General features: G+C 66.0%; 31 protein-coding genes. 15 read left to right on the forward strand and 16 right to left on the reverse strand.

Features of this window, described 5'->3' with window-relative positions; genetic code table 11:
- Window positions 1–14: 14 nt before the first annotated feature.
- Entirely contained in the window at window positions 15–503 is a 489-nt protein-coding gene (locus ACFTOW_RS08420) for an aminotransferase class V-fold PLP-dependent enzyme (RefSeq protein WP_379914623.1), read from the forward strand.
- Window positions 504–561: 58 nt separating this feature from the next.
- On the opposite strand, the gene ACFTOW_RS08425 is transcribed toward ACFTOW_RS08420, so the two are convergent.
- A complete protein-coding gene (locus ACFTOW_RS08425; RefSeq protein WP_379914624.1) occupies window positions 562–1,407 on the reverse strand; it encodes a DUF6544 family protein in 846 nt (281 codons plus the stop codon).
- A 186-nt stretch (window positions 1,408–1,593) separates the two neighbouring features.
- Here ACFTOW_RS08425 and ACFTOW_RS08430 point away from each other — a divergent pair, with 186 nt between their 5' ends.
- The 4 genes from ACFTOW_RS08430 to ACFTOW_RS08445 all read left to right on the forward strand — a co-directional run bounded on the left by ACFTOW_RS08430 (window position 1,594) and on the right by ACFTOW_RS08445 (window position 6,083).
- Window positions 1,594–2,355, forward strand: coding sequence for a MauE/DoxX family redox-associated membrane protein (locus ACFTOW_RS08430; RefSeq protein ID WP_379914625.1), 762 nt, complete (start codon window positions 1,594–1,596; stop codon window positions 2,353–2,355).
- A gap of 324 nt (window positions 2,356–2,679) precedes the next feature.
- Window positions 2,680–4,116: a DUF6880 family protein gene (locus ACFTOW_RS08435; protein WP_379914626.1), complete on the forward strand. Its 1,437-nt coding sequence runs from the start codon at window positions 2,680–2,682 to the stop codon at window positions 4,114–4,116.
- 268 nt (window positions 4,117–4,384) lie between these two features.
- A complete protein-coding gene (locus tag ACFTOW_RS08440; protein WP_379914627.1) occupies window positions 4,385–5,140 on the forward strand; it encodes an SDR family NAD(P)-dependent oxidoreductase in 756 nt (251 codons plus the stop codon).
- Window positions 5,141–5,345: 205 nt separating this feature from the next.
- On the forward strand, window positions 5,346–6,083 hold the full coding sequence (locus tag ACFTOW_RS08445; RefSeq protein WP_379914628.1) for an MgtC/SapB family protein: 738 nt from the start codon (window positions 5,346–5,348) through the stop codon (window positions 6,081–6,083).
- 42 nt (window positions 6,084–6,125) lie between these two features.
- On the opposite strand, the gene ACFTOW_RS08450 is transcribed toward ACFTOW_RS08445, so the two are convergent.
- From ACFTOW_RS08450 to ACFTOW_RS08475, 6 genes are all read right to left on the reverse strand, one after another.
- Window positions 6,126–6,926: a metallophosphoesterase family protein gene (locus tag ACFTOW_RS08450; RefSeq protein WP_379914629.1), complete on the reverse strand. Its 801-nt coding sequence runs from the start codon at window positions 6,924–6,926 to the stop codon at window positions 6,126–6,128.
- Complete coding sequence (locus ACFTOW_RS08455) at window positions 6,923–7,699, reverse strand: ATP-binding cassette domain-containing protein (RefSeq protein WP_379914630.1); 777 nt, start codon at window positions 7,697–7,699, stop codon at window positions 6,923–6,925. The genes ACFTOW_RS08450 and ACFTOW_RS08455 overlap by 4 nt, the downstream gene beginning before the upstream one ends.
- The gene (locus ACFTOW_RS08460) at window positions 7,696–8,643 is read right to left on the reverse strand and encodes an ABC transporter ATP-binding protein (protein WP_379914631.1); all 948 of its coding nucleotides are present in this window, start codon (window positions 8,641–8,643) and stop codon (window positions 7,696–7,698) included. The genes ACFTOW_RS08455 and ACFTOW_RS08460 overlap by 4 nt, the downstream gene beginning before the upstream one ends.
- Window positions 8,640–9,458 (reverse strand): ABC transporter permease, encoded by an 819-nt coding sequence (locus tag ACFTOW_RS08465; RefSeq protein ID WP_379914632.1) that lies wholly within the window; start codon window positions 9,456–9,458, stop codon window positions 8,640–8,642. The genes ACFTOW_RS08460 and ACFTOW_RS08465 overlap by 4 nt, the downstream gene beginning before the upstream one ends.
- Window positions 9,455–10,399 (reverse strand): ABC transporter permease, encoded by a 945-nt coding sequence (locus ACFTOW_RS08470; RefSeq protein ID WP_379914633.1) that lies wholly within the window; start codon window positions 10,397–10,399, stop codon window positions 9,455–9,457. The genes ACFTOW_RS08465 and ACFTOW_RS08470 overlap by 4 nt, the downstream gene beginning before the upstream one ends.
- 68 nt (window positions 10,400–10,467) lie before the next feature.
- Complete coding sequence (locus tag ACFTOW_RS08475) at window positions 10,468–11,955, reverse strand: ABC transporter substrate-binding protein (protein ID WP_379914634.1); 1,488 nt, start codon at window positions 11,953–11,955, stop codon at window positions 10,468–10,470.
- Between the two features lie 179 nt (window positions 11,956–12,134).
- On the opposite strand from ACFTOW_RS08475, the gene ACFTOW_RS08480 reads away from it, so the two are divergent.
- The 3 genes from ACFTOW_RS08480 to ACFTOW_RS08490 all read left to right on the forward strand — a co-directional run bounded on the left by ACFTOW_RS08480 (window position 12,135) and on the right by ACFTOW_RS08490 (window position 15,066).
- Complete coding sequence (locus ACFTOW_RS08480) at window positions 12,135–14,378, forward strand: molybdopterin-dependent oxidoreductase (protein ID WP_379914635.1); 2,244 nt, start codon at window positions 12,135–12,137, stop codon at window positions 14,376–14,378.
- Window positions 14,379–14,487: 109 nt separating this feature from the next.
- The gene (locus ACFTOW_RS08485) at window positions 14,488–14,781 is read left to right on the forward strand and encodes a DUF6455 family protein (RefSeq protein ID WP_379914636.1); all 294 of its coding nucleotides are present in this window, start codon (window positions 14,488–14,490) and stop codon (window positions 14,779–14,781) included.
- 99 nt (window positions 14,782–14,880) lie between these two features.
- Complete coding sequence (locus ACFTOW_RS08490) at window positions 14,881–15,066, forward strand: CTP synthetase (protein ID WP_379914637.1); 186 nt, start codon at window positions 14,881–14,883, stop codon at window positions 15,064–15,066.
- A gap of 8 nt (window positions 15,067–15,074) precedes the next feature.
- Here the strand turns inward: ACFTOW_RS08490 and ACFTOW_RS08495 are convergent, their stop codons facing one another.
- Entirely contained in the window at window positions 15,075–15,839 is a 765-nt protein-coding gene (locus ACFTOW_RS08495; RefSeq protein WP_379914638.1) for an alpha/beta fold hydrolase, read from the reverse strand.
- A 74-nt stretch (window positions 15,840–15,913) separates the two neighbouring features.
- Here ACFTOW_RS08495 and ACFTOW_RS08500 point away from each other — a divergent pair, with 74 nt between their 5' ends.
- Window positions 15,914–16,285 carry a hypothetical protein gene (locus tag ACFTOW_RS08500; protein WP_379914639.1) on the forward strand — a complete coding sequence of 124 codons (372 nt, stop codon included), beginning with the start codon at window positions 15,914–15,916 and terminating at the stop codon, window positions 16,283–16,285.
- A 107-nt stretch (window positions 16,286–16,392) separates the two neighbouring features.
- Here the strand turns inward: ACFTOW_RS08500 and glyA are convergent, their stop codons facing one another.
- A complete protein-coding gene (glyA, locus tag ACFTOW_RS08505; RefSeq protein WP_379914640.1) occupies window positions 16,393–17,676 on the reverse strand; it encodes a serine hydroxymethyltransferase in 1,284 nt (427 codons plus the stop codon).
- Between the two features lie 189 nt (window positions 17,677–17,865).
- On the opposite strand from glyA, the gene ACFTOW_RS08510 reads away from it, so the two are divergent.
- Window positions 17,866–18,627 (forward strand): NAD kinase, encoded by a 762-nt coding sequence (locus tag ACFTOW_RS08510; RefSeq protein WP_379914641.1) that lies wholly within the window; start codon window positions 17,866–17,868, stop codon window positions 18,625–18,627.
- 132 nt (window positions 18,628–18,759) lie between these two features.
- On the opposite strand, the gene ACFTOW_RS08515 is transcribed toward ACFTOW_RS08510, so the two are convergent.
- From ACFTOW_RS08515 to ACFTOW_RS08525, 3 genes are all read right to left on the reverse strand, one after another.
- Complete coding sequence (locus tag ACFTOW_RS08515; protein ID WP_379914642.1) at window positions 18,760–19,023, reverse strand: DUF6455 family protein; 264 nt, start codon at window positions 19,021–19,023, stop codon at window positions 18,760–18,762.
- A 68-nt stretch (window positions 19,024–19,091) separates the two neighbouring features.
- Window positions 19,092–19,448, reverse strand: coding sequence for a YigZ family protein (locus tag ACFTOW_RS08520; RefSeq protein WP_379914671.1), 357 nt, complete (start codon window positions 19,446–19,448; stop codon window positions 19,092–19,094).
- Window positions 19,449–19,456: 8 nt separating this feature from the next.
- Window positions 19,457–20,161: a M48 family metallopeptidase gene (locus tag ACFTOW_RS08525; protein ID WP_379914643.1), complete on the reverse strand. Its 705-nt coding sequence runs from the start codon at window positions 20,159–20,161 to the stop codon at window positions 19,457–19,459.
- Between the two features lie 111 nt (window positions 20,162–20,272).
- Between ACFTOW_RS08525 and ACFTOW_RS08530 the strand changes: the two genes are divergently transcribed.
- On the forward strand, window positions 20,273–20,506 hold the full coding sequence (locus ACFTOW_RS08530) for a hypothetical protein (protein WP_379914644.1): 234 nt from the start codon (window positions 20,273–20,275) through the stop codon (window positions 20,504–20,506).
- On the opposite strand, the gene ACFTOW_RS08535 is transcribed toward ACFTOW_RS08530, so the two are convergent.
- A complete protein-coding gene (locus tag ACFTOW_RS08535; protein ID WP_379914645.1) occupies window positions 20,507–20,767 on the reverse strand; it encodes a DUF167 domain-containing protein in 261 nt (86 codons plus the stop codon).
- Window positions 20,768–20,837: 70 nt separating this feature from the next.
- On the opposite strand from ACFTOW_RS08535, the gene ACFTOW_RS08540 reads away from it, so the two are divergent.
- Genes ACFTOW_RS08540 through ACFTOW_RS08550 form a run of 3 tightly spaced genes read left to right on the forward strand, consistent with a single transcriptional unit; the run spans window position 20,838 to window position 23,280 of the window.
- Window positions 20,838–21,950: a class II histone deacetylase gene (locus ACFTOW_RS08540; protein ID WP_379914646.1), complete on the forward strand. Its 1,113-nt coding sequence runs from the start codon at window positions 20,838–20,840 to the stop codon at window positions 21,948–21,950.
- A gap of 50 nt (window positions 21,951–22,000) precedes the next feature.
- Window positions 22,001–22,579, forward strand: a complete 579-nt coding sequence (locus ACFTOW_RS08545; protein ID WP_379914647.1) for a nitroreductase family protein — start codon at window positions 22,001–22,003, stop codon at window positions 22,577–22,579.
- Complete coding sequence (locus tag ACFTOW_RS08550; protein ID WP_379914648.1) at window positions 22,564–23,280, forward strand: EI24 domain-containing protein; 717 nt, start codon at window positions 22,564–22,566, stop codon at window positions 23,278–23,280. Before ACFTOW_RS08545 ends, ACFTOW_RS08550 begins: the two co-directional genes overlap by 16 nt.
- Here ACFTOW_RS08550 and ACFTOW_RS08555 read toward each other — a convergent pair.
- Window positions 23,277–23,558 carry a DUF1467 family protein gene (locus tag ACFTOW_RS08555; RefSeq protein ID WP_379914649.1) on the reverse strand — a complete coding sequence of 94 codons (282 nt, stop codon included), beginning with the start codon at window positions 23,556–23,558 and terminating at the stop codon, window positions 23,277–23,279. The two genes, ACFTOW_RS08550 and ACFTOW_RS08555, sit on opposite strands and share 4 nt — an antisense overlap.
- Complete coding sequence (gene mce, locus ACFTOW_RS08560; protein WP_379914650.1) at window positions 23,558–23,962, reverse strand: methylmalonyl-CoA epimerase; 405 nt, start codon at window positions 23,960–23,962, stop codon at window positions 23,558–23,560. The genes ACFTOW_RS08555 and mce overlap by 1 nt, the downstream gene beginning before the upstream one ends.
- A gap of 156 nt (window positions 23,963–24,118) precedes the next feature.
- Between mce and ACFTOW_RS08565 the strand changes: the two genes are divergently transcribed.
- Window positions 24,119–24,835: a response regulator gene (locus ACFTOW_RS08565; protein WP_379914651.1), complete on the forward strand. Its 717-nt coding sequence runs from the start codon at window positions 24,119–24,121 to the stop codon at window positions 24,833–24,835.
- 21 nt (window positions 24,836–24,856) lie between these two features.
- Here ACFTOW_RS08565 and ACFTOW_RS08570 read toward each other — a convergent pair whose 3' ends face one another.
- Window positions 24,857–26,119, reverse strand: coding sequence for a DUF1501 domain-containing protein (locus ACFTOW_RS08570; protein ID WP_379914652.1), 1,263 nt, complete (start codon window positions 26,117–26,119; stop codon window positions 24,857–24,859).
- Between the last annotated feature and the right edge of the window lie 4 nt (window positions 26,120–26,123).

A 26,123-nucleotide genomic window follows, 5' to 3' on the forward strand; every position in this document is an offset into this window, starting at 1 on the left:
CGTTCTCATCCTGATTGACGCTGGATTCTCAGCCTGTTTGTCGCGCGGCACAGCAGAACCCCTTTTCATGGGGGCTGGACGATTTCGCCTATGCCGAGGATATCCGGCGGTTTGACAACGGCACGCCCGGCACCGTCTCTGCCGCTGCCAGCCTGCCGGCGATGGAGTGGCACGCAAGGCAGGATATTGCCGCGCTGGCGGCGCACAACCGCACACTGACAACACGCCTGATCGACGGCTTTGATGCCATCGGCGCGCCGCTGATGTGCCCGCGCGCACGGGATCAGCGCGGCGGCAGTGTGATGGTGCGCGCACCAGACGACACGCCTGCTGCAACGATCCTCGATACCTTGCGCGCAACGGGGGTCTACGCCGATGCGCGGGGCAGCGTGCTGCGCCTTTCCCCCGGCGTGATGACGACAGACGCGGGTGTGGACCGCCTGATCGATGCGCTGTCGGGAATGTGGCGACCGGGCCAGTGCAAAGGCGCGCAGACCATCTGACCCCGGCTACGTGCTCAGCTCCGTCCCGTCGCGCCGGATTGGATGGCCCGGCGAATCCTCACTTTGCCAAGGTCGCCCGCGCAAAGCGGATGGCAGTGACATCGGCACGGAAGAACGGGAAATAATCGTCCGTTCCGAACATGTTGCCGGCCTCCACGCGAAACGGCAGGCGATAGCCCTCGACCTCGCGAAAGTCGGACGCGCGGGCCCCGAAGGGTTGCAGGCGGTACACCTTTTCCGGGTTGGCGTTGCTCCAGCGTTGGAAAACCACCGTGATCGGTCGTCCCTCGGCATCGACGGTCACATCGACGGCCTGTTCCAGACCGCCATGCCGGACGGTCACCCGCGCGCTGTCCGCGCCCAGGGCGTCCCACGTCACCCAAGGGCCGGGCAGCAGCGCGGCGGGTGTCCATACAACCGCCTCCGCGATCTGGCGGCCAAAGGCCGAGCGGGTGTGATCAGGGTCGCCACCAAGCCTTGCAACCGGGATCACGCCGAAGATCCTGAAGCGCGTCCATGACGCCGTGTCCGACCCGGACACAGGAATGCCGCCCCGCGTTTGCATCTTCCAGACGAACCCATGGGGCGCGCCCAGTATCTGCCGCGCCTTCATCGGCTGATAGGCGGGCTTGTCCTTTGTGCCAAGGCTGAACTGGCCGGTCATGTCGATCTCGGCAACCGGGAAAAGTGGCGTGCCAGCCTGAATGGTATAGGTGAAACACCGTCGCGCAGGTTCCGGCAGGTCGGCAACCCACTGTTCCGTGAACCGCTTTGGTGATGCAGGCTGAAGTGTCGCAAGCCGCTGCCATTCGACCCGGTCCGCCTGTTGATCCCGCAGTACAAGCGTGCCTGCAAGAACAAGGCCACTCAGCGCCAGAAAGCCCAAGGCGAAAAGAAAGAACATGGTCCCGGCCCCCGTTGCCACGACGGCCTTTACACCGCAGTTCCGTGTCGCGCGCCATGATGCGTATCAAATCAGCCCTGTTTTGTGCAACAAAACCGGCTTCAGATCGTTGACAACGTGAGCGCCCTGCAAACGGCTGCGGCATGAATGACGTGGCTTGCGCACAGGACCCTGAAAGGAGATGTGATGGCTTTGGATCAGAGAAACAAAACCGCGGTTCTCTACCGGATGGTCATGCCCGACCATCTGTGCCCCTTCGGCCTCAAGTCGAAAGACCTGCTCGAACGACATGGCTTTGCGGTCGAGGATCACCCCCTTGAGACACGCGACGAGACGGATGCATTCCTGAAGGATCACGGTGTCACGACAACGCCGCAAACCTTCATCGCAGGCGAAAGGATCGGCGGGCACGAAAAATTGCGCGCCTATTTCGGAAAGCCCGTGAAGGACGAGGATGCGACCTCCTACGCGCCGGTCATCGCGATATTCTCGGTTGCTTTCCTGATGGCACTGGCGGTCAGCTGGTTTGCCTTCGGCACGGTGTTCAGCATCCGCGCGATCGAGTGGTTCGTCGCAATCAGCATGTGCATTCTTGCGATCCAGAAACTTCAGGATATCGAGAGCTTTTCGACCATGTTCCTGAATTACGACCTGCTGGCGCAGCGCTGGGTGCGCTACGGCTACCTGTACCCCTTTGGCGAGGCATTGGCCGGTGTCCTGATGATCGCGGGCGTGCTGATCTGGATCGCTGCACCTGTCGCGCTGTTCATTGGCGGTGTCGGTGCCGTGTCGGTGTTCAAGGCTGTCTACATCGACAAGCGCGCGCTGAAATGCGCATGCGTCGGCGGTTCCAGCAACGTGCCCTTGGGGTTCGTGTCGTTGACCGAGAATGTCATGATGGTCGTCATGGCAATCTGGATGCCGATAAGGATGCTGTGGCTGGGTTGACCACCCGGCTTGCGCAACCGCCAGTCCCGAAACGGGTTCATGCAGACCGGCGTCACGGCGATCTACGGTGTCTTGCCTGTGGGATTTCAAAGTGTGATGTCACATCATGTCATCGCACGGACCGGGCAAGGCGGGAACCGAGCGACCATCGGGCAGACCGCCGGTACGTCGCCATGACACACCTGCAAATGCCAGCCTTCTCTGGTCTGCTTGGGTCGGCACCCCCCTGCCCGGCTGCCGGTCAGGCCATATCTGATTGCCGCCGGATGTCCGTGCAGGCAGTGTCGTCCCCAGCGACCAGTTGCAACAACCAAGATCGGCATCATGTCCAGGAAAAGCTTGAACAAGGCAAATCTCGAAAAACTGGGGGCCGAGGCTCTGGCCGCTCTGGTGATGGAACTGGTGCAGGGCAACGCCGCCCTGCAACGGCGCGCGCGCATGGCGCTGAGTGCCGCGCAGGGGCCAAAGGACGTGGCTGCGGATCTGCGCAAGCGGTTTGCGTCGCTGCGGCGGGCCAGAGGCTTCGTGGGCTGGCGCAAGCAAAAGGCCTTGGTCACGGACCTGCGCGGACTTTTGACCGTGATCGAAACCACGGTGGCACCGGATGACCCGGACGAAGCGTTTGACTTGCTGTGGTCCTTCCTGTTGCTGGTCCCGTCGATCCATGAACGCACCGACGACAGCAACGGATCGGTCGGGGATGTGATGCGCGACGCCGTGGAGATGATCGCCCAAGTCGCCCCAAGCATCACCATCGACCGCATCGCGCTGGCCGAGCGCATTCTGGATGCCGTCACGGACGCGGGCTATGGTGAATTCGACGGCATCATTCCCGCCACCGCAGAGGCGCTGGGGCGCGAGGGGCTGGACCATCTGAAACAGATCACCCGGACCTGGCAATCCGCCCCGCCAAGCGAAGAGGCGATTGCGCGGTATCGGGGCTTTGGCCTGATGTCGTCACCCGAAGACAGCATAAGGCGGTCCAAGGACCTGACCGCGTCGGTCATTCTTGCGGATATCGCCGATGCCCAAGGCGACGTCGATGCCTATATGGCGCGCTATTCCGCCGAGCAGTTGACCTATGGCACCATTGCCCCCGGTGTCGCGCGCCGCCTGCTTGCCGCCGGTCGCGTGGACGAGGCCCACGAGATCATCAAGGGCGCGCTGACCGCCGAAGACGGCAAGCCATTGCGGTTGTTCCGGCAGGACCTGAACGAGGTATACGAGGACTGCCTGCAACGTCTGGGCAGGACGGACGAGTTGAAATCACACCTCTGGGAGACGTTCGAACAGACCCTCAGCACCCGCAGCCTGCGCAGCTATCTCAAGCTGCTGCCCGACTTCGACGATATCGAGGCCGAGGAAAAGGCCCTGACCCTTGCGGAATCACATAGCCATCCGGGCGCGGCGCTTGGCTTTCTGATCGACTGGCCGGCGCATGACCGCGCGGCAAGGGTCGTGCTGTCGCGGGCCAATGAACTGGATGGCGATGCCTATCACCTGCTCACCGAAACTGCCAACGCGCTCGAGGCAGAGCATCCGCTTGCCGCGACAGTGATCCGCCGCGCCATGGTGCAGGACACGCTTGATGGCGCCAGATCAACCCGATACCGCCATGCAGCCCGCCACCTGGCCGAGTGCCAAGCCAACGATGCCGTCATCGCGGATTACAACGGTTTTCCGACACATGCGCAGTTTGTCGCAACGCTGAAAGACAAGCATGCGCGAAAATACGGGTTCTGGCAGTTGGTCGATGGCTGACACAGGGCCAGAGCTTTCAGCCCCGGCTCATACCTCGAAGGCCGCAAGATCCCTGTCACCCAAGGAATGACAAAACCGCTTTGGGACGATCACGGGCAATGCGGCCTCGGGCCTTTGCCGACCATCTTTCCCACGCCATGGGGCGCATATCCCCGGCACTTGAGCCAGCGCAAAGACAGGCCCGCCGCCGTCTGGCAGACACGTGCCATGCATCGCGGCTTTGCCACGGCATCACAGCGCGCGGTATCGCAAGTCAGGAGAGAATGGCATGATGTTCGATTTTTCGGGAAAGACGGCGATCGTCACGGGCGCAGCATCCGGCATCGGGGCCGCGATCGCGCAGGAACTTGGCGCATGCGGGGCGTTCGTCATCGTCTCTGATCTGAAGTCAGAGGGCTGCGCAAGGACGGTGGACAGCATCCACGCGCAGGGCGGCAAGGCAAAGCCCTTTGCGGCGGATGTCGCCGATGCGCAGGACATGGAAGCGTTGGTTGCCTTTGCCGAGGCCGAGACCGGTGCCTTGCATCTGGCCGTGAACAACGCCGGTATCGGTGGCGCACAGGCCCCGGTCGGCGAATACCCCGTGGACGCGTGGGAGCAGGTGATCAAGGTGAACCTGAACGGCGTGTTCTTCGGCATGCGCCACCAGATCCCCGCGATGGAACGCGCGGGCGGCGGTGCCATCGTGAACATGGCCTCCATCCTGGGCAGCGTGGGCTTTGCCAATTCTTCGGCCTATGTCGCCAGCAAGCATGCGCTTTTGGGTCTGACCAGGACAGCCGCCATGGAATATGCCACCAAGGGAATCCGCATCAACGCGGTCGGCCCGGCGTTCATCCAGACACCCCTGCTGACCGACAATCTGGATCAGCAGATGCTGGACGGTCTGGCCGCCCTGCACCCGATGGGGCGCATCGGAACACCCGAGGAAGTGTCGGCCCTGACCTGTTTCCTGTTGTCGGACCGCGCCAGCTTTGTCACCGGCAGCTACCATCTGGTCGACGGGGGCTACACGGCCCCCTGACGACACCCCGGGGCCACCCAAGCTGAAACAGCGCGCGTCGTGGAGCAGCGGCGCGCGCCTGTGTCAGTTCGGCCGTGGCCCAATGGCTTGCGGCCTTGCAAAAGTCGGGGACATCGCAGGCCTCACCAGGGGCAAAAGGCACACTGCCGGGAACACAGGCACCATCTCAGGCGTTGGAATCCTTGGATGATTCTGGAATGCCCCCATGACGCTTGATAGCCTTGTCGCCGCCTTGCACGATACCGACACCATGCTTCCGCTTCTGTGCAGCGTGGTTGCCGGTGTCGTGATCGGGGTCGAGCGCGAGTTTCAGGGGAAAGCTGCGGGGGTCCGCACGCATACGCTTTTGTGCTTTGCATCCGCGATCCTGACCCTCGTTGGACTGCGCATGGCGGAATGGACGTCAAACCTGTCCCAAAACACGCAAGTGGTCTCTGATCTGGCGCGCATGCCCCACGCGATCCTGACAGGCGTGGGTTTTCTGGGTGCCGGGGTGATCTTTCGCGAGGGTGCATCCGTTCATGGCCTGACGACCGCGGCCTCGCTGTGGCTGACTGCGGCCCTTGGCATCGTGTTCGGCACCGGGCTTCTTGAACTGGGAACGATCGGAACCGCCGCCGCCGTCGCCGTTCTGGTCCTGCTGCGCGTTTTGCAAAGCGTCACGATCAAACACCCGGCGCTCCGCCTTGAAATCGCAGTCAGAGCGGACAGCCGCTATGACGGGGCGGCACTGGCAAGAGACCTTGCAGCGCAACATCTCAAGGCCGGTCCGGTGTCTCGTCGACAAGACCATGCCACCGGGCTGCGGCACTTCAGCCTGATCGCCTCGTCCTTACATTCGGACATCGATGCCGAACGACTGGCCAAGGCGCTGCATGACGAACCGATGGTTCTGGAGTTCTCCATCATCCCGCTGGAAAACGAATCTCTGGCGGGCCCTTGATACCCGTGACGCACTGCAGGCCAGCGCCTGTCGTGCGCCCGGTCAGCTGAAGCTGCGCAGCCGCGATATGTCGATCCGGCCCAACTCATGCGCCACAGGGGTCAGCGGCACGAAGGACATGCTCAGCCCCGATGGCCGCAGCGTGCCGATGCCGAACCCCGTGCCCTCGACGATGCGCATGTCGACGGGTTCCAGCAGATCGACGGTGGATTTCAGTCCCAGGTTGGTAAACACCGGGATACCGTGCCACTGCGTCACGCGGTTCACATGCACATGGCCCGACAGGATGCCGATCACGCCCTGTCCCTGCAGCATCTGGGCCAGCCGCGCGGTCGATGCGACGTCCAGCGTGGCCCATGGCAGCGCATCATCGCCCAGATGCGGCGGATGATGCGCCACCACCAGCCGGGGCAGATCGGAGTGCCGCGCCAGCGCCTGTGCCAGCCAATCCAGTTGCGCATCGTCCAGCGCGCCGGCGACGCGACCGGGCACCAGCGTGTCCAGCGTGATGACATGCAGCCCGGCAATCACCGCGTCATGGGCATGGGGCGCGGTGCCCATCCCGGTGTCGAACCCTTCGTGAAAGGCCCCGCGCGCATCGTGATTGCCAAGCGCCAGCACCACCGGCATCGGCAGCGGGGCCAGCGCCTCGCGCAGCAGGGCATAGGACGCCGCGTCGCCGGTATCGGTCAGATCGCCCGAGATCACCACGAAATCCGGTGGCACCGGCATCGCGGTCACGCTGCCGATGACTTCGGCCAGCGCCAGTTGCGTCTTGGCGGGCCGCGCGTTGTCGCCGGGGGCGGTCAGGTGAAGGTCGGTCAGGTGGATGAAGCGGGTCATGGCAATCCTGCGGCTGTCAAAAGGGTTCGGGTATAGGCATCGGCGGGCTGGCCCATCACCTGCGCCGCCGCGCCCTGCTCGACGATCCGGCCGTGGCGCAGCACCGCGACCGTATCGCAGATCGCGGCCACCACCGACAGGTCGTGGCTGATGAACAGCATGGCAAGGCCCAGATCATCCTGCAAATCCATCAGCAGGTTCAGGATCTGCGCCTGCACGCTGACATCCAGCGCCGAGACCGCCTCGTCCGCGACCAGCAGCGCGGGGCGGGTGACGATGGCGCGCGCGATGGCGATGCGCTGGCGCTGGCCGCCGGAAAACTCGTGCGGGAACTTCTCGGCATCGGGCGCGCGCAGCCCCACCTGCTCCAACGCCTGCGCCACACGCGCGGGGGCATCGGCACCCTGCCCGGTGGCGCGCAGCGGTTCCGCGATCGACCAGCCGACCGGACGCTTGGGGTTCAGGCTGCCGAACGGGTCCTGGAACACCATCTGGAAGCGGGGCCGCAGCGCGCGCAGATCACGCGCCGGGATGGCGGCCAGATCCTGCCCGTCAAACGACACGCGGCCCGCGTCCGGCGCCTCGAACCCCATCACCATCCGCGCCAGCGTGGATTTTCCCGAGCCGCTTTCGCCGACGATACCCAGCGTCTTGCCGCGCTCCAGCATCAGGCTGACACCGTCCACCGCCACGTTCTGCGGCGCGGGCGACAGCAGCGCCTGACGCGGCAGGCGGTAGCGGCGGGTGACATTCTCGACCAGCAGCAGGCTCATGCGTCGCCCTCCGCCAGATGACACAGCGCGCCGCCGCGCAACGGCGGCCGCGTGCCCGCGCAAACCGGCACCTCCACCGGGCAGCGCCCTGCGAAACGGCAACCGCGCGGCAGATCGGCCAGCGGCGGCACGCTGCCGGGGATGGTGGGCAGCCGGTGCCGCCCCCCGGCAACGCGCAGCGCCTGTGGCCGGGGGCGCGCGTGCAGCAGGCCCTTGGTATAGGGATGCTGCGGGTCGGCCAGCACCTGCGCGGTCGGCCCCCGCTCGACGATATCGCCGCCATACATCACCAGCAGATGGGTGGTCGCCCGCGCCACCGCCGCCAGATCGTGACTGATGAACATCAGCGCCATGCGGCGGCTTTCGGTCAGGCCGGCCAGCAGTTCGGTGATGCGCAGCGCCACGTTGGCATCCAGCGCCGTCGTCGGCTCGTCCGCGATCAGCAGCCCCGGATCGCAGGCCAGCGCCAGCGCGATCAGAACCCGCTGCCGCTGCCCGCCCGACAGCTCGTGCGGATATTGCCGCCGCCGCGCGGCGGGATCCGGCAGGCCGACCTCTTCAAACAGCGCCAGCGCGCGCGCCGTGGCGTCCGACCGCGACAGCCCAAGATGCAGGCGCAGCGGCTCGGTCACCGTGTCGCCCACCCGGCGTAGCGGGTTCAGCGCGGCCATCGGCTCCTGAAAGATCATCGCCACGCGGCGGGCACGCAGGGCGCGCCAGTCACGCTCGGGCGCGCCTGCCATGTCGCGGCCATCCACGGCCAGTTGCCCGGTGACCCGCGCCGCATCGGGCACCATCCCCATCAGGGCCAGCCCCAGCATCGACTTGCCGCTGCCGGATTCGCCCACCACGCCGACGCGGTCGCCCGGGCGCAGACCCAGCGCCGCCTGCCGCAGCGCCAGCGCGCCGCCGAACTCCACCGAAAGATCCCGCACCTCGATCATCTTGCGCGCCTCAGCCTGGGGTCGGTGATGTCGCGCAAGCCGTCGCCCAGCAGGCCAAAGCCCAGCACGGCGGCCACGATGCACAGCCCCGGCCAGATCGCCAGTTGCGGGGCCAGGTACATCAGGGTCTGCGCCTCGGACAGCATCCGCCCCCAACTGGTGGCGGGGGGCTGCGCGCCAAGGCCAAGATAGGACAGCGCGGCCTCGGCCAGGATCGCCACGGCGAATTCGATGGTGGCCTGCACGATCACGGGGGCGGCGATGTTGGGCAGGATGTGATCGCGCGAGATGGCAAAGCGGTTCATGCCCGCCGCGCGCGACGCAAAGACATATTCGCGGGTCCAGATCTGGTTGGCCGCCGCGCGCGAGACGCGGGCAAAGATGGGGATGTTGATGAAGGCGATCGCCGCCACCGCCACGCCCAGCGAGGGGCCGAACACCGCCGCCAGCATGATCGCGAACAGCAGCGCGGGAAAGGCAAAGCCGATGTCGGCTACCCGCATCACCGCATCCTCGACCCAGCCGCCGATGGCACTGGCCAGCAGGCCAAGCGCGGTGCCGATGCTGCCCCCGACGCCGACAGCGATCAGCGCCACCGCCATCGAATTGCGCGCGCCTGCCATCAGTTGCGACAGCACATCGCGGCCCAGTTGGTCGGTGCCCAGCCAGTGCTGCGCCGAAGGATCGGCAAACTTGCCCGGAATGTTCTGGAGTGCGGGATTGTGCGGCGTCCAGACCAGAGACAGCGCCGCCGCCCCGGCGACGAGGGCCACAAGCCCACCGCCGACGATCAGGTTGATGGGCAGCCGTCTCACGTTCTGGCCTTCAGGCGGGGGTCGATGGCAACATACAGCAGATCGACGATGAAATTCGCCGTCACCACGATCACGGCGAACAGCATCACCAGCGCCTGAACCGTGGGCAGGTCGCGGTTGGAAATCGACTGGAATATCAGCCGCCCCAGACCGGGCAGGTAGAACACGTTCTCGATCACGATGGTGCCCGTCACCAGCCCGGCAAATTGCATCCCGACGATGGTGACGATGGGCACCAGCGCGTTGGGCAGCACATGCGCCCACAGCACGCGGCGGCGCGACAACCCGGCGGCGCGCGCGGTGCGGATGTAATCCAGCCGCATCACCTCCAGAGCCGACGACCGTGTAACACGGGCCAGAACCGCCGACTGCACCAGCGCCAGAGACACGGTGGGCAGGATCAGCGCGCGCATCGCCTGCACCGGGTCGGACCAGCCCGGAAAGCCCCCGGGCGGCAACCAGCGCAGGTTGACCGCGAACAGCAGCACCAGCAGGATCGCCAGCCAGAAGGCCGGGATGGCGATGCCAAGCTGGCTGAGGAACATCACGCCCCAATCGGCGGTTTTGCCATGGCGCGCGGCGGCGAAGATCCCCAGCGGCAGCGCCAGCGCGATGGTGAACACCATGCCCGCCAGCGCCAGCGCCAGCGTCATCGGTATACGCTCGGCAATCAGCCCCGCGACCGGCACCCGAAAGGAATGGGACATACCGAAATCACCCGCCAGCGCGCCGGTGATCCAGTTCCAGTAGCGGATGGGCAGCGGATCGTTCAGGCCCAGTTGATTGCGCAGGGTCGCCAGCGCGTCCTCGGTCGCGTCCAGCCCCAGAATGGTCAGTGCCGGATCGCCCGGCAGCACGTTCATCACGGCAAAAACGACCAGCGACACTGCAAGCAGTGTCGCCACGAAGCCGACAGTGCGGCGGAACAGAAAGTAGCCCATAAGGTATTGCAGTCCGGTCTGACGCGGGGGCGTGCGCGCCCCCGCATCCTTTGTCTAGGTCACAAGGCTCAGTTCACGGTCACGCCGGCGAGCGGCTGGAACAGCACCGCGCGCGATGTCCAGAAACCATCGACCCCGGTCTTGTAGACGCCCAGTTGCGGCAACTGGAACAGGAACCCGTGCACCGCCTGATCGGTCAGATAGGTCTGACCCTGCTTCAGCAGCTCCTCACGCTTCGCGGTGTCGGGCTCGGTGCTGATCGCCTCCCACAGGGCGTTGAACTCGGCATCATCATAGCCATAGAAATACTCGGGCCCGCGGGCAAAGTTGCCCATGTCGTTGGGGCTGGTGTGGGCGATGATGGTCATGTCGTAGTTGAGCTGCTTGTACACCTCGTCCAGCCAGAAACCCCATTCGACGTTTTCCACCTTGGCGTCGATCCCGGCCTCGGCCAGTTGCGCCTGAATGATCTCGGCCGAGCGCGTGGCATAGGGGAACGGCGGCACCCGCAGGGTCATGGTGGTGCCGGCCACGCCCGCCTCTTCGAACATCTCGCGGGCCGTGTCGGTGTCATGGGCGTACACGCCGGTCAGGTCCACATAGGCTGGGCCATGCGGCGGGTAGAAGCTGCCGATCGGCGTCGCCTGACCGTACATAGCCCCGTCGATGATCTCGGCCCGGTCGATGGCGTGGCTGACCGCGCGGCGCACGCGGATGTCGTCGAACGGCGGTTTGGCGTTGTTCATCGCCAGAATGACCTCGCCCTCGGTCGAGCCTGTCACCACGTCAAAGCGCGGGTCAGCCTCGAACTGCGGCAGCATCTCGGGCGCGGGAAAGCCGGGAAAGGCGTCCAGCTCACCGGCCAGCAGCGCCGAGGACGCAGCAGAGGCATCGCTGATGAACCGGAACTCGACCGCATCCAGCGCGACGTTGGCCGCGTCGCGGTGATCGGGGTTCTTGGCGAGGATCAGGCGATCACCGCGCGTCCAGCTGTCATACATGAACGGGCCGGTGCCGACCGGAGTGGTCGCATTCGCCTCGACCGACTCGGGCGCCACGATGGACGCATCGCCCTGCGCCATGTTGAACAGGAAAAATGCGTCCGGTGTAGTCAGCTTGATCTCGACCGTGCGCGCATCGGTGGCGGTGACGCTTTCGATCGGCTTGAAAATGCCCTTGGACGGGTTGACCGAACCGTCGCCCATCGCGCGGTCGAAGCTGAACACCACGTCCTCGGCGTCGAAGGTGGTGCCATCGTGGAACGTCGCCCCCTCGACCAGCGTGAAAACATAGGTCAGGCCATCCTCGGACACGGTCCAGCTTTGTGCCAGTTGCGGCTGGACGTTGCCCGCCTCGTCCACGGTGGTCAGCGATTCGTAGACGTTCTGCGTCAGCATGCCGTCGATCGACGCGGTGGCATCTGCTGTCGGGTCCAGCGATGTGGGCTCCTGTTGCAGGCCGATCACGATCCGGTTCTGGGCACTGGCGGGCGCGGCCACAAGGCCGACGCCAAGGGCCAGCGCCACGGCCAGCGGCAGATGAGACAGTTTTGTCATGGAATGCTCCTTCAGGTCACATGTCGTTTTGGCCCGCATATGACGTGCCAATATGACGCCTGCATGAAACTGTGCCGTGTATGCCACGCCCAAGTCAAAAGCTTTGCACGCCCGCCCCTCTTGCCAGTCCCCGCAGTTTGCCGTCTGCTGCGCCAAACCAGCTGAAACAGGGGCGCAAGATGAGCGACAGGAAAACCCGCATCACCACCAGCCATTGGGGCGCGTTCGAGGTCGAGACGATGGGCGACCGCATCATCGCCACCCATCCCTTTGCCCCCGATCCCGACCCGAGTGCGATTCCCGCGATCATCCCGCAGGCCGTGCACCACCACACCCGGATCGACCGCCCGCACATCCGCCGCGCATGGCTGGACAGGCGCGACCGGAAGGGGCGCGGCGCGGATGATTTCGTGGCGCTGCCCTGGGACGAGGCGCTGGACATCGCCGCGCAGGAAATTGCCCGCATCCGCGACACCCATGGCAATGGCGCGATCTTTGGCGGCTCCTATGGCTGGAGCTCGGCCGGCCGGTTTCATCATGCCCAAAGCCAGGTGCACCGCTTTCTGAACGCCATCGGCGGTTATGTCGCCAGCTTCGGCAGCTACTCCACCGGCTGCGCGCAGGCGATCATGCCGCATGTGTTCGGGATGAACTTCATCACCCTGCTGTATGAGCATCAGGAAGGCTGGCACACGCTGGACCAGCACACCGAAACGCTGGTCATGTTCGGCGGTATCAACCCCAAGAACGCACAGGTCAGCATGGGCGGCGTGACCGAGCACGAAACCGCAGGCTGGTTCGACCGCTTCCAGGCCAAGGGCATGCGCTGCGTCAACATCGGCCCGCAGCGCGGCGATTCCCCACCGGGGTGCGAGTGGATGGCGGTCCGCCCCGGATCGGATACCGCGCTGATGCTGGCCCTGGCCTGGGTGCTCGAGGATGAAGGCCTGACCGATCACGCCTTTCTGGACCGCTGCACCACCGGGTTTGACCGGTTCTGCCCCTACCTCATGGGGGAGGCCGACGGCACGCCGAAATCGCCCGATTGGGCCGCGCCTCTGTGCGGTGTGCCAGCCGACACCATCCGCGCGCTGGCCCGGCGCATGGCCACGACGCGCACCTACATCACCGTGGCATGGTCGTTGCAGCGCGCGCATCATGGCGAGCAACCCTACTGGATGTCCGCCGTTCTGGCCGCCATGCTGGGCCAGATCGGCCTGCCAGGTGGCGGCGTGGGATACGGCTATGGCGCGATCGGCGGCGTGGGAAAATCGCTGCTGGGGATGACCGGCATGACCCTGCCGCAGGGGCACAACCCGGTCGCCGACGTGATCCCGGTGGCCCGCATCGCCGACATGCTGCGCAATCCCGGCGGCACTTACGATTTCAACGGCCAGCGCCGCAGCTATCCCGACATCCGGCTGGTCTATTGGGCGGGCGGCAACCCGTTCCACCACCATCAGGACCTGAACGCCCTGCACGAGGCGTGGCAGACCCCCGAAACCATCCTCGTGAACGAGCCGTGGTGGACGCCCACGGCCAAACGTGCCGATATCGTCTTTCCCGCCACCACCCCCTACGAGCGCGAGGATATCGGCCGCTCGAACCTGGACGATTACCTGTTTCACATGCCGCAACTGATCCCGCCAGTGGGTCAGGCGCGTGACGATTACGACATCTTCGCCGGTCTGGCCGCGCGCATGGGGGCCACCGACGCCTATACCGAAGGGCGCACATCGGCGGAATGGATCGAGCTTCTTTATGCCGATTACCGCGCCCGCGCGGCGGCCCAAGGCATCGACGTGCCCGATCTTGACGGGCTGCGCGAGCGCAACTGGATGAAACTGCCGATCCGGGTGGACGGTCCGAAAACAACGCTGTTCGCCCCGTTCCGCGACGACCCCGACGCCGCGCCACTGGGCACCCCCTCGGGCCGGATCGAGATCTTCTCGGAGACCATAGACAGCTTCGGCTATGACGATTGCCCGGGCCACCCGGTCTGGCTGCCCCCGGCGGAATGGGCGGGCACGGCCACGGCGGATGCGCCGCTGCACCTGGTCTCGCCGCAGCCCGGCGACAAGCTGCACAGCCAGCTTGAAAGCGCGCTGGCCGATCAGCCCGGCGCGCGGCCCGAACGGCTGGTAATCCACCCCGATGACGCCGCCGCGCGCGCGATAGCCGATGGCGACCTGCTGCGCGTGTTCAACACCCGTGGCGCGGCGCGCGCGCGCGCGCATGTCTCGGGCGATATCCTGCCCGGCGTGGTGGCCCTGCCTACCGGCGCATGGTTCGGCGATCCGGGCGGCAATATCGACCCGCATGGCAATCCCAACGTGCTGACTGCCGACATCGGCACCTCGCGTCTGGGTCAGGGATGCAGTGCTCATTCGACGCTGGTGCAGGTGGCCTGCGACAACGACTGACGCGGGTTAGTTTACCCAACGTCAAAAAAAATACACATATGCGTGATCCAGCGCCCGCATACCCCCGTATACCCTGGTAAACAACGACTGACACAGGGAGCTACGGAGGATGTCAGGAGTATTTGAAAGCTGGCTCACGCGGTTTCACAACCGTCAGCGGCAGCGCCACGCGATGTTCGACCATCTCGGGATCGACATACCCGAAGAAAAAGCCCCGGCATGTTTCGAAGAGCTGCGCGCCGCCATGCTGGCCTGCAACCGTTGTCGCAACCTTGAACCATGCGCAAGCTGGATCGCCCAACGCCAGCCAGGCACGCCGCATTTCTGCCCCGCGCGCTCGGCGCTCAAGGTGCTCAAACGCGCCACCCCGACCAGACCCCAGATGCACGAGGCCGCCGAATAGGCGCGCATCCACGCCCCGAATGACCCAGATCAAGGCAGCCCGCGTGCCGGTGCCCTACTCTTTGACAGGAACCGCGCGCCGACTTGAAAGGGCAAAGCCATGATGCGTCTTGCGTCCATCCTTTATTCTCTGATCAGCACCACGCTGGCAGGCAGCTTCATCGTCGTCTCGCTGGTGTCGGGCTATGTCACGCTCATCCCTATCCTGATTGCCGCCGCCCTCGGCTTTGTTCTGGCGGTGCCGGTGTCCTGGCTGATCGCGCGGCAGATCACAGGCACCGAATAGCACGCAGGTCACGGTGCGGTGGCGGACAGCCAATGGGCCACCGCCGCGCCGAACTCGCGCGGCTTTTCCGCGTGCAGCCAATGCCCGGCGCCAGGTATCTTTGCAAACTGCGCTTGCGGAAACAGCCGTTTGATCTCGGGGCGGTGGTCACGGGTGACGTAATGCGACTCTGCCCCTGACAGAAACAGCACAGGCCCGTCAAAGGCAGTCTCGAACCGTGGAAACGACAGGATCTTTGGCATCTCAGCGGCCAGGGCATTCAGGTTCAGCCGCCACGCGCGCGCCTTGATGTCCAGCGATTGCAGGAAAAACGCCCGCAGTTGCGGGTCTTCGATCGCCTCGAGCTGTTCCAGCGCGTCCGACCGTTTCTCGACGCGCGACAGGTCCACCGCCTTCATCGCCTCGATGAACTGCATCTGTTCATGGTCATAGCCGACAGGCGCGATATCCGCCACGATCAGCCGCCGCACCAGCCCGGGATGTCCCAGCGCCAGCGCCATCGCCGCCTTGCCACCCATCGAATGGCCCAGCACGTCCCACGCCCCGCCCAGATGCCCGATCACCTGCGCCAGATCGCCCGCCATATCCTCGTAGCCGTGACTGTCGAACCATGGGCTGTCGCCATGGTTGCGCATGTCCACGGCCACCACGGGCCGGTCCTCCGACAGGCGTTTGGCGATCACACCCCAATTGCGCCCCGAGCCATACAGCCCGTGCGCAATCAGCAAACCGGGGCCATCCTGCCCCTCACCATGGGTGATGAAATTCAGCATACTTCCCCCGATCTCGCCCTGATCTGTTTGACCCCGCCCCGCCTGCATCCTACTGTGCCCGACGGAGAGAGCTTATGGATTCCAAGGATTTGGCGCGCAAGACCGCGCAACTCAACGCATTGCTGGAGCAAAAGCTGGCCCTGCGCAAGGGCACTCTGGGCCAGCGTGCCGACCGCGCGGGCCGCCGTCTGCCCGGTTGGGTGCGCCGCAACCTGCACCAGCTTGACCGCGCGCAGACCATGGCCGGACACCCGAAAATGGCCCTTATGCTGGACGCCGATGATCTTGATCGCGCCTATCTCAGCGCCGCTGACCACCTGAAGACGATCGACCCCAGGGAACGCCGCAAGGACCGCCTGCTTGGCATCCTGGGCAGCCTCGCCTTCAACATCCTGCTGCTGGCCGCCCTGCTTTTCGCCGTTCTGCGCTGGCAGGGGTTCGTCTAGACCCGCTGGTCCTGCTTCATCTTGCCGGATAAACTCCGGGGGGAGTCTTCTGAAAGAGGACGGGGGGCAGCGCCCCCCTTGCGCCGCGCGTCCGCGCGGCGCCACTTTCAAAGACCAGGATAGATCGGGAACCGCTTGCACAGCGCCTCGACCTCGGCCTTCACCCGGGCCTCGACCTCGGCATTGCCATCCTCGCCATTGGCGGCCAGACCGTCCACGACCTGCGTGATCCAGTCGCCGACCTGCCGGAACTCGGCCTCGCCAAACCCGCGCGTGGTGCCGGCGGGGGTGCCCAGACGCACACCGCTGGTGACCATCGGCTTTTCGGGATCGAACGGAATGCCGTTCTTGTTGCAGGTGATATGCGCGCGTTCCAATGCGGCCTCGGTCGCGTTGCCCTTGACGCCCTTGGGCCGTAGATCGACCAGCATCACGTGACAATCGGTGCCGCCGGTGACGATGTCCAGCCCGCCCTTCATCAACTGATCGGCCAGCGCCTGCGCATTTGCGATCACCTGTTTCTGATACGCGGCGAAGCCGGGCTCCAGCGCCTCGCCAAAGGCCACGGCCTTGGCGGCGATCACATGCATCAACGGGCCGCCCTGAATGCCGGGGAAGATGGCCGAGTTGAACTTTTTCGCCAGCGCCTCGTCATTGGTCAGGATCATCCCGCCGCGCGGACCGCGCAGGGTCTTGTGCGTGGTGGTGGTCACCACATGGGCATGCGGGAACGGGTCGGGATAGACCCCGGCCGCGATCAGGCCGGCGAAATGCGCCACATCGGCCAGAACCCAAGCGCCCACGGTATCGGCGATCTCGCGGATGCGGGCAAAGTCGATATGGCGCGGAATGGCGGACCCACCGGCGATGATCATCTTGGGCTTGTGCTCGGCGGTCAGGGCCGCGATCTGGTCGTAGTCGATCAGGTTGTCCTGCTGGCGCACACCGTACTGGATGGCGTTGAACCACTTGCCCGACTGGTTGGGCTTGGCCCCGTGGGTCAGGTGTCCGCCCGCGTCCAGCGACATGCCCAGGATGGTATCGCCGGGCTGCAGCAGCGCGGTGAACACCCCCTGGTTGGCCTGCGACCCGCTGTTGGGCTGCACATTGGCAAACGCGCAGCCGAACAGTTGCTTGGCACGGTCGATCGCCAGGTTTTCGGCCACGTCAACGAACTGGCATCCACCGTAATAGCGCCGCCCGGGATAGCCTTCGGCGTATTTGTTGGTCATGACCGAGCCCTGCGCTTCCATCACCGCCGCCGAGACGATGTTCTCGCTGGCGATCAGCTCGATCTCGTGGCGCTGACGGCCCAGCTCGTCCGTGATCGCACCAAAGATCTCGGGGTCGCGGGCGGCAAGGGTGTCGGTGAAAAAACCGGTATCAGTCATTCAAGGGCTCCGTTTTCGGCACAGGCAGCAGCTGCTGCGTTGCAGGCGGATGTAGCCGAAACACCGCGTTACGGAAAGGGCCGAAAGCGACGCAGCCGCCCTTGCACGCGGCGGGGCTGGTGCATGGGGGGAAGTTGTGGTTCTTTCGGAACCGGAATTGCCCTTTTGGAAACAGGAGTTTCCCCCCGCATGTCGCTTGCCATCGCCTTTGCCGCCAGCGACGCGCCCAGCGCGCAGGCCGCACTTGCCGTCCTGAGCGCGCGCTATGGCGATGCGCCCGAAGCCGAGGCGGATGTGATCGTGGCGCTGGGGGGCGACGGATTCATGTTGCAGACCCTGCACCGCACCCAAGGTCTGGATGCGCCGGTCTATGGGATGAACCGGGGCACCGTCGGCTTTCTGATGAACGGGTACCTTGAGGGCGGGCTGGTCGAACGGCTGCAACGCGCGCAGGAAGAGGTGCTGAACCCGCTGCGCATGCACGCCACCCGCAGCGACGGGTCCGAGCATGTGGCGCTGGCCATCAACGAGGTGTCGCTGCTGCGTCAGGGGCCGCAGGCGGCCAAGCTGCGCATCACCGTCGACGGGCGGTTGCGGATGGAGGAACTGGTCTGCGACGGTGCGCTGGTGTCCACGCCCGCCGGATCGACGGCCTATAACTATTCGGCCCACGGACCGATCCTGCCGATCGGGTCGGACGTGCTGGCGCTGACCGCCATCGCGCCGTTCCGGCCCCGGCGCTGGCGCGGCGCGCTGCTGCCGAAATCCGCCCATGTGCGGATCGACGTCACCAACCCCGAACGGCGCCCGGTCATGGCCGATGCCGACTCGCGCTCGGTGCGCGACGTGGTGTCGGTGGATATCCGCAGCGCCCCCGAGGTGGCTCATCGCATCCTGTTCGATCCCGGTCACGGGCTGGAAGAGCGGTTGATCCGCGAACAGTTCGCCTGAGACGTCAGCCAAGGGATTGCGCGCCCTTCGGGCACAGCGGGTAGGGGGGCGCTGCCCCCCGTCGCCCGTTCCGGGCGCCTCCCCCCGGAGTTTATCTGGCAAGATGAAGGACCAGGAGGGCCTTGTATGAGATCAGGCCCGGTCGCGCAGGGTGTCGAACACCGCGCGATTGGCGCAGGCGGGCGGCGCTGCGGCTGGCTCGTCCGTGGGCTGTGCGTCCAGCCAGTGCTGGCATCCTGCCGTCCATTGGCAGCCCCGGCATCGGGTGACCATGGCCGCCCAATCCTCGACCGTCAGCCGGTTCTCGCGGCGGGCGGCGGCCAGATCGACACCGGCAGCCTGCGCCATGTCCTGCACCAGCCAGAAATGCCTGATCGGATTGCCAAGCGCCTGCATGGGTCGGTCCCTCCCGTTGGATGCAAAGACAGTCTAGGCCGGGGGGGCGGGGCGGACCATGATCGAGATCAAGCGCGCCATTCCTCGAAGAACGCCGCCACGCATGTCTGGACATGGCGAAACCTGTCGCCGCCCAGATGCTTGCCGCCATACCAGCGGGTGACGACGACCACCGTGTCGGTCAGCCTCTCGCGCTCCAGCATCCGCAGGATGACCATGCCCGCCCCGGCCTCGCCGTCATCGGCCTTGATCTGGGTGCCATCCGCCAGCAGCAGGCCCCAGGTGTTATGCGTGGCATTGGAGAACTTCTTGTTCCGTTTCAGCTCTTTGAGCAGCGCCGCCGCCTCGGCCTCGGACCGGGCCGGCCCGCCCGACACGGCATAGCGCGAGCCGCGATCGCTCAGGACGTTGGGCAGGACCAGCACGGGCGCGGTCACAACCGCGAGGCGGTCTCGCGCACGACCTGAATCCGCTGGGCATTGGGTGGATGGGTGCCCAGAAAGCGGTTGCCGGGATCGGGGATGCGGGTGAAGAACTCGGCCCCGCGCACCGGATCATAGCCTGCGCGCTTGGCGATCACCGTGCCGATCCGGTCGGCCTCAAGCTCGAACTCCTTGGAATAGCTGCGCGCACCCACGGCCGCGCCCAGATCCTGTGCCGCGCGCACCCGGCCCGCGTCAGCGCCGGTCAGCGTCGCCAGCCCGGCAAACACCACGGCCCCGGCCGCCGCTGCCTGCCGCTGCCGGTCGATATGACCCGCGATGTGATGCGCCGCCTCATGCCCCATGACAAAGGCCAGCTCGTCGACATTGCGCGCCTCGGCGATCAGGGCAAGGTTGAAGGCCACGATGGGACGGCCCTGCGCGTCCAGCGTCTGGAACGCGTTTGGCGGCTGGCCGGGGCGGTCATCCACCACGATCAGGAAGTTGCAATTGGCGCGCGGGGCCATGCGGCGGCATTCCTGCTCGGCCACGGGCTGTACGGTTTCGACCACCTGAACGAAATTCCGTGCGGCATCGCGCGCCGATTGCGGAGCGGACGCCGGCACAGTCATCTGCTGTGGCGGGGTCATGACCATGGGCGCGCAGCCCGCAAGCCCCATCGCCGCAACCAGAATCAGACCGAAAACCCGCGTCATGTCGCTCTCCCCATATTCGGTCCCGGTTTAGCACGGTCTGCCGCAGCCACCATAGCCATCACGCAGAGGTGAATCGCTTGCAACGGCAGAATCCCGCCATAGACTGGCCCCATGTTCAGCATCGAGCACGAATTCGACACCACGATCGTCACCCTGGTCGACGAGGGGCCCGCCCCTCTGACCGAGGACGTGACCATAAACGCGTTCGAGGAATGCGTGACGCTGGAGCAGTATGATCCGCGCACCGACAGCGTGCAAAAGATCACCCTGTCGATCGGGCAGGTCAAGGATCTGGCCGCCGCGCTGAACCTGCCCGAAGGCATCTACAGCCGGGTGCGCGACTGATCACTCCACCCCAAAGACCTTGTCGCGCGATGTGGCCCCGCGCCGCAGCACCAGACGCGATTTCGCCACACCCATGGCCTTGGCCAGCAGTTTCTGCACGGCGACAATGGCGCGGCCATCCTCGGGCATGGCGGTGACGTAGACGCGCAGCACCGCGCCCTCCGCCTCGATCCGGTCACGCGACGCCTTGGGCGTCACGCGCACGGCGATCTCGGCCCCCGGGCGGGCCAGATGGGACAGGTCGGACAAATCACGGGCCATGGGCATAGAGCATGGACAATTCCGCGCCTGACTTGAATAGTCCCCGCAACACGAAACCGACGGGGGCCCCATGACCACAGGATTTTTCCATGACGAGCGTTGTTTCTGGCACTCGGGCGGCAATTACGCGCTGACCCTGCCGGTGGGCGATCTGGTGCAGCCGCTGGCGGCGGGTGGCCTGCCCGAAAGCCCCGAAACCAAGCGGCGGTTGAAGAACCTGATGGAGGTGACGGGGCTGTTGTCGGAATTGGCGGTGCACTCGGCCCCCGAGGCCACGCGCGAGGATCTGGAGCGTATCCACCCCGCCAGCTATCTGGATGAGTTCAAGACCAAGTCCGACGCGGGCGGCGGAGAGATGGGGCCGCGCACGCCCTTTGGCAAGGGCGCCTATGAAATCGCGGCGCTGTCGGCCGGGCTGTCCAAGGCGGCGCTGCTGGCCGTGCTGCGCGGCGAGGTCGACAACGCCTATGCCCTGTCGCGCCCGCCCGGCCATCATTGCCTGCCCGACTGGCCCAACGGCTTTTGCCTGCTCGCCAACATTCCCATCGCCATCGAGGCCGCCCGCGCGCACGGCCTGCTGGGCCGCGTGGCCATCGTGGATTGGGACGTGCATCACGGCAATGGGGCAGAAGCAATCTATTACGACCGCGACGACACGCTGACGATCTCGGTGCATCAGGAATACAACTATCCCATCGACAAGGGCGATCTGGCCGACCGGGGCGCAGGCGCGGGCCTCGGCTTCAACATGAACATTCCCCTGCCACCCGGTGTCGGGCACGCGGGCTATCTGCACGTGATGGACCAGATCATCGCCCCCGCGCTGGAGCGGTTCCAGCCCGATGCCATCATCGTCGCCTGCGGCTTTGACGCGGCCATATTCGACCCGCTGGGGCGCATGTGCTGCTCTGCCGACACGTTCCGCCAGATGACCGCCCGCATCAAGACGCTGGCCGACCGTCTGTGCGCGGGCAAGCTGCTGCTTGTGCACGAGGGCGGCTATTCCGAGGCTTACGTTCCCTTTTGCGGTCATGCTACGATCTCCGAGCTGGCTGGCAGCGCGACAGACGCGCCCGACCCGCTGGCCCATACGATGGAACGTCGCCAGCCAAACGCCCGCACGGCCCAGTTTTTCAACGACCTGATCGCCGACATGGCGCAGGAGCTGTTGGGCAGGGGCTGAACAGGCCCCTCCCTGCCCGACATCTGGACAGACCGAGGAAAGGACGACACATGCCCACCCCGAACCCCGCCGCGCTGGAATTTCTGCTGACCCGCCGATCCGGCCCCGCGAAAACCCTGACCACGCCGGTGCCCGACCGCGACGCGCTGCTGCCGATCCTGACCGCCGCCGCGCGTACGCCCGATCATGGCAAGCTGGAACCCTGGCGCATGATCGTGCTGGACCGCGCCGCCCTTGCGCGGCTGGCCACGCAGGCCCGCGACCGCGCCGCCGCATTGGGCTATGACGCGGAACAGGCCGACAAGGGGGCCAGCCAGTTCGAGCAGGGCAACCTGGCCGTCGCCGTGATCGAGGTGCAAAAGGACAGCGACAAGATCCCCGCGCTGGAACAGACCTATTCCGCCGGGGCGGTCTGCCTGGCGCTGCTGAACGCGGCGCTGGCAGCCGGCTGGGGGGCCAACTGGCTGACGGGCTGGCCCAGCCATGACCGGGGATTCGTGGAAACCGGGCTGGGTCTGGCCGCGCATGAGCGGGTGGCCGGGCTGATCCACATCGGCACCGAAACCGCCGCCCCGCCCGAACGCCCGCGCCCCGACCTCGACAGGATCGTGACATGGACATCGGCCTGATATTCTCGGCCTTCGCACGCACGCTGGGCCAGATCGGCGACCGCCGGTTCACCCGCGTGCTGCTGATCGGCGTGGGGCTGACGCTGGCGCTTTTGGTGGCGGCCTATTCAGGGCTGTTGTGGTTTCTGCAATGGTCCATGGGCCCCGAGGCGACGCTGCCCCTGATCGGCACGGTGACTTGGCTGGATGATCTTGTGGGCTGGTCCAGCCTGCTGCTCATGCTGATCCTGTCGGTGTTCCTGATGATCCCGGTCGCCTCGGCCATCACCTCGATGTTCCTCGAGGATGTGGCCGCGGCGGTCGAGGATCGCCATTACCCCCATGTGCCCACCGCCGCGCCGATCCCCTTTGGCGAGGGGCTGCGCGACACGGTGAACTTTCTGGGCGTGCTGATCGCGGCCAACACGCTGGCGCTGTTCGTCTACGCGTTGGTGTTCTGGATCCCCTTCGCGCCGGTGATCCTGTTCTGGGCGCTGAACGGCTTTCTGCTGGGGCGCGAGTATTTCACCCTCGCCGCCATGCGTCACGAGGGCCGCACCGGCGCGCGCGCACTGGCCAAACGGCACCGCCTGACGATTCTGGCGGCAGGTTTCCTGATGGCCATCCCGCTGACCATCCCGATCATGAACCTGCTGATCCCGATCCTGGGTGCCGCGACCTTCACCCATATCTACCACGGGCTGCGCATGCGCAGCGTCTAGCCCTCGGACACCGGCGGCATCAGGTTGCGCCAGTCGAAATCGCGCACGGTGATCGTGCCGGTGATGATGATCGTCGCGATCACTGCCCACAGGATCGCCGCTGCCACCGTGGTGATGATCGCCTTCTTCTTCAGGTTATGCACTTCGGGGCTGCTGGCATGGGTGCCCGGCACGATCTGCCCCACGTCGCCCTGCGTCTGCAACCGGATCGGGATCGCGACCAGAAAGGTCAGAAACCACAGCACGGCATACAGAACGATCCCCGAGGTGATACCCATCAGACCTGCTCCAGTTCCGTCAGCGTGCCGTTCATGTCCTTGGGATGCAGGAACAGCACCGGCTTGCCATGCGCGCCGATCTTGGGCTCGCCATCGCCCAGCACCCGCAGGCCGGCGGCTTTCAGATGATCGCGCGCGGCGATGATGTCCTCGACCTCGTAGCACACGTGATGAATGCCGCCCGAGGGGTTTTTCTCAAGAAACCCTGCGATGGGCGAGTTCTCCCCCAGAGGATACAGCAGCTCGATCTTGGTGTTGGGCAGTTCGATGAACACCACGGTCACGCCATGATCGGGCTCGTTCTGCGGGGCGCCCACCTTTGCCCCCAGCGCATCGCGATACTGTGCCGATGCGGCCTCGAGATCCGGCACGGCAATGGCAACATGGTTCAAACGTCCGATCATCGGGGCCTCCCTTGGCGTGTGGTCTTTGTTCAAGTTATGGGGTTGCCGGGTCGCAAGGGCAAGCGCAAGGCGACAGAAACGCGCGGCTTAACGATGCGTTAGCCAAGTGGCGGCATGCTGAGTCGCAGTGATGCCGCTGCCAAAGGGATACCCGCCATGGATGACCGTGATTTCATGTCCAACACGCCTCTGCCCACCGCAAACCGCCCGCTGCTGGGCCTGACCGTGCTGCTGGTCGAGGACAGCCTGTTCGCCTGCGAGGCGATGCGCCTGATGTGCATCCGCTCGGGCGCGCGGCTGCGGCGGGCCGACAGCCTGCGCTCGGCCCGTCGCCATCTGCAGGTCTACCGCCCCTCGGTCGTGGTGATCGACCTTGGCCTGCCCGACGGCTCGGGCGCCGAACTGATCGACGAGCTGTCGCGCGCCCGCCCCCGCGTCGGCATCGTGCTGGCCACCAGCGGCGATGACATGGCCCGCGCCACCGCGATTGCCGCCGGGGCGGATGGCTTTCTGCCCAAGCCGCTGCATTCGCTGGCCGCGTTTCAGGATGCCATCCTCAGCCGCCTGCCCGCCGATCGCCAGCCCGCAGGCCCGCGCCTTGTCCGCGACGAGGTGATCATGCCCGACCGCACCGCCTTTCGCGATGACATGGCCCATGCCGCCGACCTGCTGGGCGACGGGGCCGAAGACGGCGTTCTGGACTACACCCTGCAGTTTCTGGCTGGCGTGGCCCGCAGCGCACAGGACAGCACGCTGGAACAGGCCAGCGCGCGGCTGGCCCAGGCCCGCGCACAGGGGCAGGCCACCCATGCCGGTGTCGCCCATCTGGCCGGGCTGTTGCAGGAACGGCTGCAGAACCGCATGGCGATCTGACCCGCAGACCGGGGGCGGCGATCAGGCCAGCAGGCGCGGATCGTCGCCCATGTCCAGCCCCGGAAAGATCGCGCCTTCGATCAGCGCCCGGTCAAACCCGTACAGCCCGCGCATGACCCATCCCGCATGGGCGCGCACATCGCGCGTCGGCATCAGGTCGCGCCCCTGGTACAGCTCGGCACTGCCCAGCCCGGGCCAGTCACTGACCACCTGCCCCCCGCGCAGCGCGCCGCCCGCCAGCAGCATCGCGCCGCCTGTGCCGTGATCGGTGCCGCGCGACCCGTTGGCCCGCGCGGTGCGGCCGAACTCGGTCATCGCCACCACCACGGTCTTGCCCCAGGCCCCGCCCATTTCCGCGCGCAGGGTCAGGATCGCCTCGGACAGCCGCAACAGCGCATTGGGCAGTGCCAGGTCCTGGCGCAGATGCGTGTCCCAGCCGCCCAGCGAAAACGCCGCGATCCGCGCGTCTGTCTTCAGCTTTTCGGCGGCAAACTGCGCGATCCTGTTGTGGGGCTGTCGTGCGCGCTGCTCATCGGGTGCCGTGGCCATCGGGGTCGTGCCCCCGCTCATCCCGCCCGCCATCATGGCGCCCTCGTCCTCCTCGGCCATCATCGCCGCGTCCTCATCCGGCACCGACAGCATCAACGCCTCTTCCAGCGCATCACGAAACAGCGGGTCATCCGCCATCATCCGCCGCGCCAGCGTTTCGGCCTGCGGGCTCAGGGCCAGGCTGGCCTCGGGCGTCCAGCTGGCCACCGGCGCGCGCCCCCGGGTCAGCAGCAACTCGTCATGGCCCAGCGCAAAGGCCGTGTCCGCCTCCAGCCCCGGGACCTGCTGCAACATGCGGTTCAACCAGCCGTCGCGCACCCCCTGCCCCGTCAGGTTGGGCGTGCCGGCCTCGAGCATATCCTGCCCGTCGAAATGGCTGCGCTTGTCGCGATAAGGGGTCGAGACCGCATGCACAAAGCTAAGCTCGCCCGCGCGCCAAAGCGGCATCAGGTCGCCCAACCCTGGATGCAGCGCAAAGAACCCGTCCAGATCATGCGCGCCCGCCGCCTCGCCGCCCGGCAGCGACGCACGCAGCGCGGCATAGGCCGGATCACCATAGGGCTGCACCACGTCCAGCCCGTCCATAGCACCGCGCAGGATGATCACCACCAGCCGGTTCTGCCCCGGCATCGCGGCAAAGCTGACCGGCGTCAGCAAGGGCGAGGCCGCCAGCGAACAGCCCAGCGCAAGGCCGCGCCCCATGAAGGCCCGGCGGTTCAGATCAGGCTTGGTCATCGGA

Source organism: Lacimonas salitolerans, assembly GCF_042677865.1.
GTDB classification, from domain to species: Bacteria; Pseudomonadota; Alphaproteobacteria; order Rhodobacterales; family Rhodobacteraceae; genus Lutimaribacter; species Lutimaribacter salitolerans.

Bases quoted from the DNA above. Each gene is read 5' to 3' on its own strand.
- ACFTOW_RS08525 (WP_379914643.1), bottom strand. From the start codon at position 20,161: ATGACGCGGGTTTTCGGTCTGATTCTGGTTGCGGCGATGGGGCTTGCG.
- ACFTOW_RS08470 (WP_379914633.1), bottom strand. From the start codon at position 10,399: ATGGGCTACTTTCTGTTCCGCCGCACTGTCGGCTTCGTGGCGACACTG.
- ACFTOW_RS08540 (WP_379914646.1), top strand. From the start codon at position 20,838: ATGACCACAGGATTTTTCCATGACGAGCGTTGTTTCTGGCACTCGGGC.
- ACFTOW_RS08565 (WP_379914651.1), top strand. From the start codon at position 24,119: ATGGATGACCGTGATTTCATGTCCAACACGCCTCTGCCCACCGCAAAC.
- ACFTOW_RS08530 (WP_379914644.1), top strand. From the start codon at position 20,273: ATGTTCAGCATCGAGCACGAATTCGACACCACGATCGTCACCCTGGTC.
- ACFTOW_RS08445 (WP_379914628.1), top strand. From the start codon at position 5,346: ATGACGCTTGATAGCCTTGTCGCCGCCTTGCACGATACCGACACCATG.
- ACFTOW_RS08435 (WP_379914626.1), top strand. From the start codon at position 2,680: ATGTCCAGGAAAAGCTTGAACAAGGCAAATCTCGAAAAACTGGGGGCC.
- ACFTOW_RS08550 (WP_379914648.1), top strand. From the start codon at position 22,564: ATGGACATCGGCCTGATATTCTCGGCCTTCGCACGCACGCTGGGCCAG.
- ACFTOW_RS08485 (WP_379914636.1), top strand. From the start codon at position 14,488: ATGTCAGGAGTATTTGAAAGCTGGCTCACGCGGTTTCACAACCGTCAG.
- ACFTOW_RS08555 (WP_379914649.1), bottom strand. From the start codon at position 23,558: ATGGGTATCACCTCGGGGATCGTTCTGTATGCCGTGCTGTGGTTTCTG.
- ACFTOW_RS08475 (WP_379914634.1), bottom strand. From the start codon at position 11,955: ATGACAAAACTGTCTCATCTGCCGCTGGCCGTGGCGCTGGCCCTTGGC.
- ACFTOW_RS08535 (WP_379914645.1), bottom strand. From the start codon at position 20,767: ATGGCCCGTGATTTGTCCGACCTGTCCCATCTGGCCCGCCCGGGGGCC.
- ACFTOW_RS08460 (WP_379914631.1), bottom strand. From the start codon at position 8,643: ATGATCGAGGTGCGGGATCTTTCGGTGGAGTTCGGCGGCGCGCTGGCG.
- mce (WP_379914650.1), bottom strand. From the start codon at position 23,962: ATGATCGGACGTTTGAACCATGTTGCCATTGCCGTGCCGGATCTCGAG.
- ACFTOW_RS08510 (WP_379914641.1), top strand. From the start codon at position 17,866: ATGTCGCTTGCCATCGCCTTTGCCGCCAGCGACGCGCCCAGCGCGCAG.
- ACFTOW_RS08490 (WP_379914637.1), top strand. From the start codon at position 14,881: ATGATGCGTCTTGCGTCCATCCTTTATTCTCTGATCAGCACCACGCTG.
- ACFTOW_RS08425 (WP_379914624.1), bottom strand. From the start codon at position 1,407: ATGTTCTTTCTTTTCGCCTTGGGCTTTCTGGCGCTGAGTGGCCTTGTT.
- ACFTOW_RS08570 (WP_379914652.1), bottom strand. From the start codon at position 26,119: ATGACCAAGCCTGATCTGAACCGCCGGGCCTTCATGGGGCGCGGCCTT.
- ACFTOW_RS08480 (WP_379914635.1), top strand. From the start codon at position 12,135: ATGAGCGACAGGAAAACCCGCATCACCACCAGCCATTGGGGCGCGTTC.
- ACFTOW_RS08440 (WP_379914627.1), top strand. From the start codon at position 4,385: ATGATGTTCGATTTTTCGGGAAAGACGGCGATCGTCACGGGCGCAGCA.
- ACFTOW_RS08545 (WP_379914647.1), top strand. From the start codon at position 22,001: ATGCCCACCCCGAACCCCGCCGCGCTGGAATTTCTGCTGACCCGCCGA.
- ACFTOW_RS08500 (WP_379914639.1), top strand. From the start codon at position 15,914: ATGGATTCCAAGGATTTGGCGCGCAAGACCGCGCAACTCAACGCATTG.
- ACFTOW_RS08430 (WP_379914625.1), top strand. From the start codon at position 1,594: ATGGCTTTGGATCAGAGAAACAAAACCGCGGTTCTCTACCGGATGGTC.
- ACFTOW_RS08455 (WP_379914630.1), bottom strand. From the start codon at position 7,699: ATGAGCCTGCTGCTGGTCGAGAATGTCACCCGCCGCTACCGCCTGCCG.
- ACFTOW_RS08495 (WP_379914638.1), bottom strand. From the start codon at position 15,839: ATGCTGAATTTCATCACCCATGGTGAGGGGCAGGATGGCCCCGGTTTG.
- ACFTOW_RS08515 (WP_379914642.1), bottom strand. From the start codon at position 19,023: ATGCAGGCGCTTGGCAATCCGATCAGGCATTTCTGGCTGGTGCAGGAC.
- glyA (WP_379914640.1), bottom strand. From the start codon at position 17,676: ATGACTGATACCGGTTTTTTCACCGACACCCTTGCCGCCCGCGACCCC.
- ACFTOW_RS08450 (WP_379914629.1), bottom strand. From the start codon at position 6,926: ATGACCCGCTTCATCCACCTGACCGACCTTCACCTGACCGCCCCCGGC.